Source organism: Sorangium sp. So ce834 (assembly GCF_051521425.1).
GTDB classification, from domain to species: domain Bacteria; phylum Myxococcota_A; class Polyangia; order Polyangiales; family Polyangiaceae; genus Sorangium; species Sorangium cellulosum_D.
In genome coordinates this window covers 13,436,374-13,449,121 of sequence record NZ_CP150351.1, presented here as the reverse complement: position 1 = coordinate 13,449,121, position 12,748 = coordinate 13,436,374, and the positions used below count along the sequence as shown (strand labels likewise).

The 12,748-nt window shown below is 71.9% G+C and carries 7 protein-coding genes; 2 read left to right on the top strand and 5 right to left on the bottom strand.

Features of this window, described 5'->3' with window-relative positions; genetic code table 11:
- The first annotated feature begins 139 nt into the window (after nucleotides 1–139).
- On the top strand, nucleotides 140–1,336 hold the full coding sequence (locus tag WMF20_RS49215) for a hypothetical protein (RefSeq protein ID WP_437608965.1): 1,197 nt from the start codon (nucleotides 140–142) through the stop codon (nucleotides 1,334–1,336).
- Between the two features lie 13 nt (nucleotides 1,337–1,349).
- Here WMF20_RS49215 and WMF20_RS49210 read toward each other — a convergent pair whose 3' ends face one another.
- From WMF20_RS49210 to WMF20_RS49200, 3 genes are all read right to left on the bottom strand, one after another.
- Complete coding sequence (locus tag WMF20_RS49210) at nucleotides 1,350–2,354, bottom strand: hypothetical protein (RefSeq protein ID WP_437608963.1); 1,005 nt, start codon at nucleotides 2,352–2,354, stop codon at nucleotides 1,350–1,352.
- A gap of 33 nt (nucleotides 2,355–2,387) precedes the next feature.
- A complete protein-coding gene (locus WMF20_RS49205; RefSeq protein ID WP_437608961.1) occupies nucleotides 2,388–5,441 on the bottom strand; it encodes an nSTAND1 domain-containing NTPase in 3,054 nt (1,017 codons plus the stop codon).
- A 161-nt stretch (nucleotides 5,442–5,602) separates the two neighbouring features.
- Nucleotides 5,603–8,152, bottom strand: a complete 2,550-nt coding sequence (locus WMF20_RS49200) for a glucosyltransferase-I (protein ID WP_437608959.1) — start codon at nucleotides 8,150–8,152, stop codon at nucleotides 5,603–5,605.
- A gap of 499 nt (nucleotides 8,153–8,651) precedes the next feature.
- Between WMF20_RS49200 and WMF20_RS49195 the strand changes: the two genes are divergently transcribed.
- Nucleotides 8,652–10,091: a sigma 54-interacting transcriptional regulator gene (locus WMF20_RS49195; protein ID WP_437608957.1), complete on the top strand. Its 1,440-nt coding sequence runs from the start codon at nucleotides 8,652–8,654 to the stop codon at nucleotides 10,089–10,091.
- A gap of 123 nt (nucleotides 10,092–10,214) precedes the next feature.
- On the opposite strand, the gene WMF20_RS49190 is transcribed toward WMF20_RS49195, so the two are convergent.
- Together WMF20_RS49190 and WMF20_RS49185 are read right to left on the bottom strand one after the other, a co-directional pair.
- Nucleotides 10,215–11,402 (bottom strand): glycosyltransferase family 4 protein, encoded by a 1,188-nt coding sequence (locus tag WMF20_RS49190; RefSeq protein WP_129580740.1) that lies wholly within the window; start codon nucleotides 11,400–11,402, stop codon nucleotides 10,215–10,217.
- On the bottom strand, nucleotides 11,399–12,745 hold the full coding sequence (locus WMF20_RS49185) for a phenylacetate--CoA ligase family protein (RefSeq protein WP_237244824.1): 1,347 nt from the start codon (nucleotides 12,743–12,745) through the stop codon (nucleotides 11,399–11,401). The genes WMF20_RS49190 and WMF20_RS49185 overlap by 4 nt, the downstream gene beginning before the upstream one ends.
- Between the last annotated feature and the right edge of the window lie 3 nt (nucleotides 12,746–12,748).

Below are 12,748 nucleotides of genomic sequence, written 5' to 3'. Positions count from 1 at the left end.
CCGCGGAATCCGGAGCGAACCGTCAGACCGCGGACACGGCCACCCCACGAGCCCCACGATACCGGGCCGCCGTCGCCCCGCGGCGCGAGGCGCTCCGGCGCCCGCGCCTCGCGCGAGCCGCGGGTGCTATCGTTGTGCGATGCGGTACCGCGACGAACGGGACGCGCTGCGCGGGCGCGTGGACAGCCTCGAGGAGCAGCTCGCGGCGGCCAAAAAGGAGCTCGAGGAGCAGCGGGACGACGGCCGGGCGGCGCGCGTCGAGCAGCTCGAGCGTCAGATGGACGAGGCCCGCCGCGTGCTCGACGAGCTCGGCCGCGAGCTCGACGCGGTGCGGGGCCGGCCGAGGCGCTCGCTGGCCGTGCCGATCCTGGCGACGCTCGCGGGCCTCGGGTTCTGCGCCATGGTCGCGGGCTACGCGATGACGCGGCCGGAGTCCTACGCGATCCAGGGCCCGCCGCGGCCGGCCGCGGCCCCGCCGCCCGAGCCCGCCCCGGTGCCGCCGCCGCCCGAGCCCGCGCCGGCGCCGCCGGCGCCGCCGGAGCCGGCCGCGCCGCCTCCCGAAGAGCCCTCGCGGACCGCGACGGCGACCTGGAGGGCGACCGTCGCGCGCGCCACCGGGCTCCCCCTCGCGGCCGGCGCCCCGTGCACCGTCGAGGCGGAGCTCGCGAGCTCGGGCGACAGCATCCACGTGCCTGCGCTGGAGATCGTCTGCGGCGGCAAGCCGATCTATCGATCGAGCGACTCGCTCAACGGCATGTCGATGTTCAGCAGTGGTGTGGAGGAGGACTCGGGCGCGGCGCCTGGCACGTATGTTTATGCCCTCTCGTACCAGGACAAGGGCTCGCGCGCCGGGGAGCGCGCCGAGGTCTCGATCGACAGCATCCGCAAGGCCGGCGCGGTCTGGCGCGACTCGGCGCCTGCGTACCGCGTCGAGCTCACGCTGCCGTACCAGAGCGCGCCCGTGAAGGGAGAGCCGCTCCTCGACGCCACCGGCAAGGCGCTGCGCCGGTCCGCGCGGGTCACCGGGTCGACGGGGCCGAGCCCGGTGAAGCCGGGCGCGCGGTGCACGCTGCGCGTCTCGCCGCTCGCGCGGGGCGGCAGGTGCCTCACGCGCCTGGAGTGCGGCGGCCGCATGCTCTACGGCGCGGGCACGACCGGCGTCTCCGAGTGCGCGGTGGAGGGGGACCAGGTCGCCCGCGTCCACGACGGGAACACGACCCCGAACGGCGGGGATCCGGCGTTCGATCTCGACGTGGCCGCGGGGCGGGCGACCGTGCGCGACGAGGGGAAGGGCGGCGCGTGGACCGTCGGGATCGAGCTCGATCCGAGCGAATAGGCATCTCGGCGGCTCAAAAGGAGAGCCGCGCCGACAGCCCGGCGATCGCGCCCGACGCCGCGGGCACGATCCGGAGCTCCACGCCGCCTCGATCCTCGCTGCGATACGTCCGCGGCATGTTGAGGAACACCAGGACCGCGCCTGCCGCCAGGGTCGCGCCGCCGGCGATGAACAGGCCGGTGGCGACGCGGCTCTCCGTGAGCCCCCGGCTGGTCGTGTCGGTCGTCGTCGGGACGCAGCTCGACGTGCAGGTCTCTTCGAATCGCTGCTCCGCCACGTCCAGGTGCTCGTCGGCTTGCCAGCGCAACACCGCGCCCGCCAACCCGAGGCCCGCGCCGGCCCCGACCACGGCCCACGGCTTCCACGCGGCCCACCGGCGCACCGTGACGAGGCCGTCGGCGCTCAGCGTGAGCGCGCCCGAGGCCTGCGCCCCGGCGAGCACGACGACGGGCTCGACGAGGGGGAAATACCCCTCCTTCCGCGCGCTGATGACGTGCTCTCCCGGCGTCACGAACCGGCGCGCCGAGCCCGGACCGACGAACCACGGCCTCCCGTCGAGCAGCACCGCGGCGCCGGGCTCATCGCAGCGCATCTCGACGGCGGCGAGCTCCCGCTCGACGAGCTCCTTCATCAGCACGCGCGCCTCTTCATGGTCCTCCGGATCGAGCGACGCCGGCCCCCACCGGAGCGACAGGCGCAGGTTCTCGTAGGCGAGCAGCGGCATGCCCATCATCTTGAGCACCCTGCCCAGGTAGAACCGGAGATCCGGGTGCTCCCACAGGGCGAGCGCCTCCTCGTACTTCTTCTTGGCGTCGCCGAGCACCATCCTCCGGTGCAGGTCCCGCCCCTGCATGAAGAGCTCCAGCGCCGCCTGCTTGCGCGCCTCCGGGACGCCCTCGTGCCAGGGGGGCAACGCCGCCTCGGCCTGAGCCCACGCGGGCGCGGCCCGGGACGCGACGATCGCGATCGAGAGCCATGAACAGATCGCGGCGCGCGCGCTCGTCGGCGTCCTCTGCACGGGGGATGGCGCGATGATCCCCCGGCGCGCGCTTTACCTCAAGCGGTCCCGGATCCGCCCGACGGAGCGCTGGATGAGCTGCTCCAGCTCCTCCTTGCTGCGTCGCTCGTCGTCCGCGGCTTGCTTGGCCTTCCGCTCCTCGACGCCGGCCCTGGCCCGCTCATCGTCGGCCTGGGCCTCGGCGCGCCGCGCCTCGGCCTCGGACGTCCGCGCCTCGTCGCGCGCCGTCCGCGCCTCGCCGGCCGCGGCGCGCGCCCGCTCGGCCTCGGCCTCGGCCCTGTCCCTGGCCTCCTCGGCCTCCTTCTGCAGCAGCTCCGCCCGCTTCCGCTGCTCTTCCGTGCTCATCCTCGCTTGCTCGGCGGCCTGCCGGGACGCCGTCTCTCTCGCGAGCGCCTCCTCGAGGCTGTCCTCGGTCCGGCGGATGTCCGCGAGCTGCGCGCTGATGACCCGGTTCTGGCGCACCACCGTGACGATGCCCGCGGTGGCGCCGACGACCAGGAGGGCCAGGCTCGCGATGGTCCCGACGATGAGGTTGCGCTTCCTGCGCTGCGCCTGGCCGGCCAGCCCGATCACGGCGTCGAGGTAGCGCTGCTCGCGCTCGGGCAGCCGGCGCTCGGAGCGCTCCCGGAAGCGGCGCGCCTCCTCGGCGAGCTTGCCGCGCCACAGGAGGTCGTCGGCGCCGCCGCTCGACGCCCAGTGCCGGGCCGCGGCGCGCAGCTTGTCGAGGAACACGGCGTCTTCCTGGTTCTCGTCGAGCCAGCGCAGCAACGTCGGCCAGCGCGCGATGAGCGACTCGTGCACGATCTCCACCTTGCTGCCGACGTCGTCGCGCCCGGTCTCGATGGCGAGGAGCCGCGCGTCGGCGAGCAGGTGGACGAGGCTCTCGAGCTCGTCGGGGTCGCCGTCGCCGGGCAACTCGCGGAGCTCTTCCAGGCTGGCGATGGCCCGCGTGCGCTCGGGCGTGACGAGGCGCTCGAGGATGGCGCGGCAGAGCTTCGCCTGGCGGCCGCTGAGCCCGGCCAGCACCGCGTCGGCGTGGCTCGCCAGCGCGCCCGCCACGCCGCCGATGGCCTCGTAGCTCGCCCGCGTGAGGAGCCGCCGCTCGCGGTCGCGCATGTCCCACAGCCTGGCCGCGGTGAACTGCAGGATGGGAAGAGCGCCAGGGGTCGTCTCCAGCACATCGAGGATGCCCTCGACCATCGCCGGGTCCTCGATCTCGTACCGCGCCGCCTGGACCGGCTTCAAGAGCGCCTCGCGCAGCCCTTCCCGGCCGACGGGCGAGAGGAACACGAGGCCGCGGGTAACCCCCGCCATGAAGCGCCTGTCCTCGGCCACGCGCTCGATGAAATCCGAGCGGGTGGAGAGGATGACGCGGAGGGGCGAGGAGGCGTCGTCGGCGACGCCCTCGAGGCACGAGAAGAAGGCGGCGCGCTCGCGGGCGTCGCACGAGAGCGTGTAGAGCTCCTCGAACTGATCGACGAACAGCACGACGCGGCGCTGGTTCCGGGCAGCCCACGCGCGCAGCTCGGCGCCGAGATGGCCGGGCTCGGCGCGCAGCCGGTCGATGAGCCGCCTGCGCGCGGTGTCGCGGGCGAGCGCCTCGGGCGCATCGGCCTCGGTCTTCTCCCGGAGGGATGGATGGGTGAGCAGATCGGCGAGCGCCGCCATGGGCTCGCGCCCGGGCCGCATGACGAGCGACGCCCACCCGGCCCCGGAGCGCTTGATCGCCGGGATGATCCCGGCCCTCACCAGCGATGATTTCCCCACGCCCGAGGCGCCGACGATGGCGAGGAGCGGCTGGCTCTTCAGGCGCGCGACCATGCCGGCGATGTCGTCTTCGCGGCCGAAGAAGCGGTCGGCGTCGACCTCCTGGAACGCCGAGAGGCCGGCGAAAGGACTCTCGGCGGCGCCGAGGACGATCTCGCGGCGTCCAGGCAGGAGCGGCGTGAGCTCGGCGAGGAGCTGCTGCGCCGAGGCGAAGCGCTCGGATTTCTGCCTGCGCAGGCACCGCTCGACGATCGGGCCGAGCGCGCCGAGCTCGCCCCGCGCCGCGCCGAGCGCCCGGACCGGCGCGTCGAGCGCGGCGGGACGCGCGGAGCTGGGCGTCCTCGCCTCATCGAACGGGTGCGCGCCGGTCACGAGCTCGTGGAGCATGATCCCGACAGCCCAGATATCCGTGGCGTGGTCGATCTCCTCTCCGGCCCGCTGCTCGGGGGACATGTAGGCGAGCGTGCCCATGACCGCGCCGTCGCGCGTGAGGGGCAGCTCGCCCGTGAGATCCGTAGGGGCGGGAGGAGCGCGCCCATCGCGCGCGGAGGCGGCATGGGCATCGAGCAGCTTGGCGATGCCGAAGTCGAGCACCTTGATGGCGCCGGACGCCTCCAGCATGATGTTCTCCGGCTTGAGATCGCGGTGCACGATGCCGAGCTTGTGGGCGCACGCGAGGGCGCGCACGACGGGCACCATCAGCTCCACCGCCGCGCTCGCCGGCACGGGGGTGGCGGCGATGCCTCTCGCGGCGCCCGCCGGCCCGCGCTGCGTCATCCACGCGCGAAGGCTCTGGCCCTCGATGTATTCGAGCACCATGTAGGGGTATCCGTCGTGCTCGTTCACATCGTGGATGGTCACGATGTTCTCGTGCTTGCAGAGCGCGGTGGCGCGGGCCTCGACGAGGAATCGGTCGAGCCGGGAGCCGGTCAGCGTGGTGAGGAGCTTGATGGCCACGAGGCGGCCCAGCCGGACGTCGCGGGCCAGAAAGACCGTGCCCATGCCCCCGCGGCCGAGCTCGCGAATGAGCTCGTAATGGCCGAGCGAGATCCCGGCGGCGACGGGCAGTTCGTGCGACGCTGGTCGCGAAGAACCGATCGTCATCGCCGCGGCGCGCTCGTCCGCGCGCGGATAGTAGGCGATCGGCACCGCGCGGAGATGCGCCGCCTCGGTGATCAGGGTCATCGACGGGCCGACTTCCTGCCTTACCTGTCGATGTCCACTCCGGCCCGGCCACTGGATGACCGCTGCCTCGTCATCGGAACAGCTGCCGCCGGCGTCGACCATGCGTGCCGAGCATATTCCGTTCAGCGGGCTCATGCCAATGCCGCTGGGCGCACCCCATGGATCCAGGCGAGCCGGGAGCCTGGCCGTCGAGGGAGCGGTGGGCCGGTTCCCGGAGGTGCCGGGGGCGTGCGGGGATGCTCCAGGGCGTCCATCGCTGAACGAAGCCGGCCGAGGCGAGCCTCCGTCCTCCGCCTTCAAGGACGGAGCGGCGTCCGGACGAGCCGATAGCTGCGCCCCTGCTCGCCGAGGAAAAACACGTCGCTGGTGGAGGTGCCCCATACAGCCACCACATCCAGAGGGTCCCAGCCAACGGGCAGCCAGGATACCCCGTCGAAGTGCAGCACCGTGCCCCCGTCCCCGACGGCGAAGACATCGCTCGGACCGCTTCCCCACACGTCCATGAAATGCGCATAGACCGGCGAAGCGATCGAGGTCCAGGCGCTGCCGTCATAGTGCAGCACCGTGCCCCCGTCCCCGACGGCGAATACGTCGCTTGGACCGCTGCCCCATACGCCTCTGAGCGAAACAGTGACCGGCGAAGGCATCCAGGTCCAGTCGCTGCCGTCATAGTGCAGCACGACGCCCGCATCTCCGACGGCGAAGACGTCGCTCGGACCGCTGCCCCATACGTCGTGAAGAGGCACAGCGACCTGCCAATGCATCGAGGTCCAGGTCCAGGCGCTGCCGTCATAGTGCAGCAAGACGTCCGAATCTCCAACGGCGAAGACGTCGCCCGGACCGCTTCCCCATACCTCGTGAAGAGGTACATCGACCGGCGAAGCCATCGAGGTCCAGGCGCTGCCGTCATAGTGCAGCACCGTCCCCCCGTCCCCGACGGCGAAGACGTCGCTCGGACCGCTGCCCCACACGCCTCTGAGCGAAACAGCGACCGGCGGAGCCATCGAGGTCCAGACGCTGCCGTCATAGTGCAGCACCATGCCCAAGTTCCCGACGGCGAAGACGTCGCTCGAACCGCTGCCCCACATGTCGTACAAACCGTACAGTACAGGGGCCGAGAAAGGCAGCTCTAGCTCTATCCGCGCCATGCCGTCGAAATGCAGCACGACGCCGGCACCTCCGACGGCGAAGACATCATTGGCGCCACCACTCCACACACCCCGAAGAGGGCTATCTATCGGCGATACCATCCGCGTCCAGGAGCTGCCGTCATAGTGCAGCACGATACCGGGGTGTCCGACGGCGAAGACATTGGCCCCGCCACCCCACACGTCAGCAAGAGGCACATCGACCGGCAAATCCATCTGTACCCAGGAGCTACCGTCATAGTGCAGCGCGATGGCCGGATCCCCAACGACGAATACGTCGCTCGGACCGCTGCCCCACACACCGGAGAGCTTCACGTTGTCCGGCAAAGTGACCGGCAGAGCCATCTGCGTCCAGGAGTTGCCGTCATAGTGCAGCAACATTCCCGCATTCCCAACCGCGAAGACGTCGCTCGGACCGCTGCCCCACACGCCTAAGAGAGCCGCGTAGTCCGGCAAAGTGACCGGCAAATCCATCGATGTCCAGGAGCTGCCGTCATAATGCAGCACAGCGCCGGCGGCCTCGAGACCGGAGAATCCGACGGCGAAGACGTCGCTCGGACCACTGCCCCACACGCCGTAAAGCTCCCCAGGCCAAGTGACCGGCAAATTCATCGGTGTCCAGGAGCTGCCGTCATAATGCAGCCCAGCGACGAACCTCCCGAAATCGGAGGATCCAACGGCAAAAATGTCCCTCGAACCGCTGCCCCACACATCGAACAGGTGCATCCCGGGCGACAATAACTTTTGTGTCCAAGAGGTGCCGTCGTAGTGCAGCAGGGAGTTCCACCCGACGGCGTAGATATCTTTGGGCCCGCTGCCCCACACGCTTGTAAGGGGCAACTCGGACGGCGTATGCATGAAGCGCCACCCGAACTCGCCGCAGCCCTCGACGTCCAGCGAGTCGCAAGCACGCGCACAGCCGGGGCGACCGAAGTCAAAACGCAGATCCACGCAGGAGACGGTCGCTGGAGCAGCGGGATCACACATCTCCTCTTCTGCTTTCTCGCCGTCGCCGCAATGAAGCCGGCAGTCCGGGCGGCACAGCCCACCAGCGGGCGCGTTCTGGCGGTCGCGGCATAACGGGTCCCGGGGCGCGACCGCATCGGCGCCACAGTCGCACTCCTCGCCGGGATCGGGGATCGCGTTGCCGCAGACCTCCCGCCGGCAGGTCGCGCCGCACCCGTCACCCGCCTCGACGTCGCCCTCGTCGCACTCTTCACCGGGGTCGAGGATTGCATTGCCGCAGACTTCCCGCCGGCAGCTCGCGCCGCATCCGTCGCCCGGCTCGACATCGCCCTCGTCGCACTCCTCGCCGCTCTCCAGGATCCCGTTGCCGCAGACTTCCCGCCGGCAGCTCGCGCTGCACCCGTCGCCCGGCTCGACATCGCCCTCGTCGCACTCTTCACCGGGATCGAGGATCGCGTTGCCGCAGACCTCCCAACGACAGCTCGCGCCGCATCCGTCACCCGGCTCGACATCGCCCTCGTCGCACTCCTCGCCGAGCTCTTGGATCCCGTTGCCGCAGGCGTCGCGCGGCGTGTCGGGCGAGACGCACCGCGGCGCTCCGACAATCGGGGTGCGGCACGTGTAGTCCGCAAGGCAGTAGCCGTCTCCACAGGGCGTGGACATGTCGCTCGCACACGCGACCGCGAGCGCTGCGAGGAGGATGCTCCACATCCAGAACAGATGTCGTTTCATGGCTAAGAACGCCTCCGGTGATGTGCATTTACGAGCCGGTCTCCATGCTCTACGCCGACGAAGGCCGGATACCCGACGCGCCGCTGGCACGCGAGGGAACGTTGCGCTGGATCATTCGCCGCGCCCGGCGGCCAACACTCGAGCTGCGCTCGCAAGAAAAGCTCCTTCGAGGACCGGCGAGCCTCCGCTGGCCCGTCGCCGCGCGGACGACATACCCCTCCATGGACCTGCCCAGGTCCACAGCAATCCATGTGCCATAGATGCCGGCATAGAAGCGAGCCCCGAGCGCCGCGTTCCGCGCGCTGGCACGTCGGATGGCTCGCGCGCGGGCACGGGCACACGGGCCGGGCACATGGGCGGGCACCTGCGCGAGCACACGGGCCGGCCACCGGGCATCCTGCGCGCGCGCGCCGCATTGCAGCAACGGCGCGGAGGCTCGTCGATCGCGGCCGGTGCCCTCTGCACCGGACGAGAGACCCGCGTTACACTCCGCGGGGACGTGGTGCTCCCCGCACGGAACACGACCCTGGACGACGCGCCCGGCCTCCCCTCCGAGCAACTCGGTCCCAAGGAGCCGAAACCCGGGCTGTTGCTCATCTTCTCGGTGGACAGCCCGCGCTGCGACGTGCTCCCGCTGGAGGACGGCGAGATCGAGCTCGGGCGGTGCGAGGTCGCGGGCGTGCACCTGGACGACCAGCGGATGTCGCGAAGGCACGCGCGCGTGCGCTGGCTCGGCGGCACGTGGCAGGTCGAGGATCTCGACAGCTGGAACGGCACCTGGCTCGACGGCGTCCCACTGATGGGCGCGCGCGCCGGCGCCGACTTCCGGATCGTGCGCACGGGCTGGTCGGTGTTCCTGCTCCTGGCCGATGTCGAGCCGTTCCGCGCGGGGGTCTCGCGCGCCGGCGGCACGATCCGCGGGGCGACCCTCGCCCGCACATGGGACGCGATCGACCGGGCGGCGCGCCTCGGGACGACGCTGCACATCGCGGGCGAGAGCGGAACGGGCAAGGAGCACGCGGCGCGGGCGTTCCACGCCCTCGGCCCGCGGCGCGACGGGCCGTTCGTCCCCGTGAACTGCGCGGCCATCCCCGCGGGGCTGGCCGAGCGGCTGCTCTTCGGCGCCCGCAAGGGGGCGTACTCGGGCGCCGCGGCGGACGCCGAAGGGTACGTGCAAGCCGCGCGCGGCGGGGTGCTCTTCCTCGACGAGGTGGCCGAGCTCGACCTCGGCGTGCAGGCGAAGCTCCTGAGGACGCTGGAGGCGAAGGAGGTGCTCCCGCTCGGGGCGTCACGGCCCGTGCAGGTGGATTTCGCGCTGGTCTCGGCGACCCACAAGGACCTGCGGGCGCAGGTGGCCGCCGGGAAGCTGCGCGACGATCTCTTCTTCCGCATCGCGCGGCCTTCGGTCCGCATGCCGCGGCTCCGGGAGCGACCGGAGGACGTCCCGTGGCTCGTCGATGCGGCCCTTCGACATGCGGCGGCCGGCGCGCGCGCCGAGGCGAGCGCGCCCCCTCGGGCGCATGCGTCGCTGATCGAGGCGTGCCTCCTGCGGGCGTGGCCAGGGAACATTCGAGAGCTCACCGCCGAGATCCGGGCAGCGGCGCAGGAGGCGCACCTCGCGGGCAGCTCGGTGGTGCACGACCATCACCTCTCCCCGTCGGCGGGGCAGCTGGCCTTCCCCGGGACGCCGGCGCTCGTGTCCGGCAGCGCCACCGGCACGGCGGCGAAGGACGCCGCGCGGGCGCCGCAGCCGGCGGCGGAGGAGCGGCCCTCGCGGCAGGCCGCGTCGTGGCCCGCCGAGGAGGAGATCGAGGCGGCGCTGCGCCGTGAGCAGGGCAATGTGACGCGCGCGGCCCGGACGCTCGGCATGCACAGGAACCAGCTCCGCCGCTGGCTCGCGCGACGCGCGGCGGGCGGGGGCGAGGACACGGGGGGGTGAGCAAACAGCGCGGATTCGTGGTCCAGATCCGTCGATGTCCCGAGGCTCACAGTGGCATCGTCGTATCAGGTGGATACGCCGTCATCGGGCGAGATCCCGATCTCCACGAGATCGGAGATGGCCCTATCCCCCGAGCACCTCGGCGTAGAGCTCCTCATACGCCCGCACCATCTGGTCCACCCCGAACCGCTCGACCACCCGCGCCCGCCCGCGCTCCCCCATCGCGGCCCGGTCCTCCCGCACCGCGACCGCCTCCAGCGCGGCCGCCAGCGGCTCCGGCGCCCCCGGCGACACGAGCAGCCCCGTCGACCCCTCCTCGAGGATCTCCGGATTCCCCCCCACCCGCGTCGCCACGATCGGCAGCCCCGCCGCCGCCGCCTCGATCAGCGTCAGCGAGATCCCCTCGGTCAGCGACGCGAGCGCGAACACGTCGAACGCCGGCAAGAGCTCCGCCACGTCGCCGCGCGTCCCCGTGAACGTCACCGCCCCGCCGAGCCCGAGCCGCGCCGCCTGCTCCTCGAGCGCCGGCCGCAGCGGGCCGTCGCCGATCAGCGTGAGGTGCGCGTCCGGCCGCACCCCCCGGAGCCGCGCGAACGCCGCGAGCAGCGTCGCGTGGTCCTTCTCGGGCGACAGCCGCGCCACGCACCCCACGTGGTAGCCCGACGTCGGCACCCCGAGCCGCGCCCGCGCCGCGCCCGCGTCGCCCGGCCGGAACACGTCCGTGTCCACGCCGTTCAGGATCGTCACCACCTTGGCCGGATCGACCCGCTCCACCTCGAGCGTCACCGCGCGGGCGTCGTCGCTCACCGCCACCACCCGGTCCGTGAGCGCCGCGGCCAGCCGGTTGACCAGCACCTTCCGCCGCTGCTTCGGGTAGTTGCGGCCGTGCTTCGTGTGGATGACGCGCGGCCCCCCGCCCCCCGGCAGGCTCGCGGCCCGGGCGAGGCCCGCGGCCAGCGCGCCGTAGAGGTGCGGCCCCGGGTTGTGCGTGTGCACGAGCCGGATCCCCTCGCGCCGCAGCCACGCCGACAGCCGCACCGGCAGCCCCGGGTCGAGCCCGGGCCGCCGCGGCAGCACCACGAGCGGCACGCCGAGCCGCGCCAGCTCCTCGGCCAGCGCGCCCGGCTCCTCCAGCGCGCACACGATCGGCGCGAACCGGTCGCGCGCCGTCCGCTCGAGCAGCCGCAGCACCACCCGCTCGAGCCCGCCCACGTTGAGCGACAGCACGACGTGGGCGACCTTCGCGGGCTGGCCCGGCGCGGCGCGCGACCCCTCGCCGCCCGCCGGCCGGACCTCGGGGGCACCGCTCACGCCACGGCCTCGCGCCCGAACTCGATCGGCACCTCGGACACGGTGAAGCGGAACTTCCCGCCCGAGGTGACCGGGATCTCGTCGACGAGCTCCACCCGGATGTCCGCCCGCTCGCCGAGGAACCGGCGCAGATCGCGCTCGATCGCCTGCGACGTCTCCGGCCGGTAGGCCGCGCCGGGGACGATCCGGATCGTGATCGCCCGCGACCTGTCCTGGTGGACCTGGTACCGCTCCACCGTCGGGTTGTCCTTGAAGAAGTAGGGGAAGAACACGGACGAGAGGAGCTGGCCGTCCGGCCCGACGATCATGTCGAGCACCCGCCCCTCGACCGAGGCGAGCAGCGGCAGCCCGCGGCCGCACGAGCAGGACTTGTCGGCCGCGATCACCACGTCCTCGTTCTTGTAGCGGATGAGCGGCATCGACCGGCACAGGAGGTCGGTCAAGATCACCTCGCCCGGCTCCCCGGGCCGCGCCAGCCGGCCGCCACACTGGACCTCGACGAAGATGTTCTCGATGTTGAGGTGCTTGCCCTCGCGGCGCTCGCACTCCGCGCCGATCAGCATCATCTCCCTGCAGCCGTAGCGATCGTAGACCGGCGCCTGGAACGCCTTCTCGATGACCTCGCGCTGGTGCGGGAAGAGCCGCTCCGCCGTCGCGATGATCCCCTTCGGCGTCGGCAGCCTGCGCCCCGCCTCGAGCGCGTAGCGCGCCGTGTAGTAGAGCGGGCTCGTGTACCCGACGACGAGGTTCGGCTGGTAGCGGAGGATCTCGTCCACCACCCCCGCGAGCCGCGCCTCCGACAGATTCCACGCGCTGACCGTCTTCTTCCGGATGAACGCCTCGTGCAGCGTGCGCTTCACCTTCTTCCAGCGGGGCTCGTGGGTCGGTATGCCCCAGATGTACAGCTCCTTGTCCCCGATGCGGCCGCCGGCCCACGCGTCAGCGCGCAGGGCGGCGGCCTGACGACACTCGTACGTGGTGTGATCGTAGAAGAACCGCGCCGGCTCCCCGGTCGATCCGCCCGTGCCGCTCCTGAAGAGCTTGCCGTTCCAGCCGTCCGCGATGAGCTCGTCGCCGTGCGCGCGGAGATCGGCCTTGGTCAGGACCGGGAAGCGCACGAGATCCTCGGGCGCGTGCACGTCCTTCACCCGCACGCCGTATTCGGCGAAGCGGCGCCGGTAGAAGGGCACCTTCTGCTCGGCGAAGCGGAGGGTCGCCAGCATCTTTCGCCAGTTGAGCTCGCGCAGCTCGCTCTCCGGCCGCCACTGGGACCGCTTCAGCTCCTCGAGGTATGTCAGCGTCTCCCTCCTTCGGAGTTTCGTCTCGTAAAAAGGAAAGAGCACGTT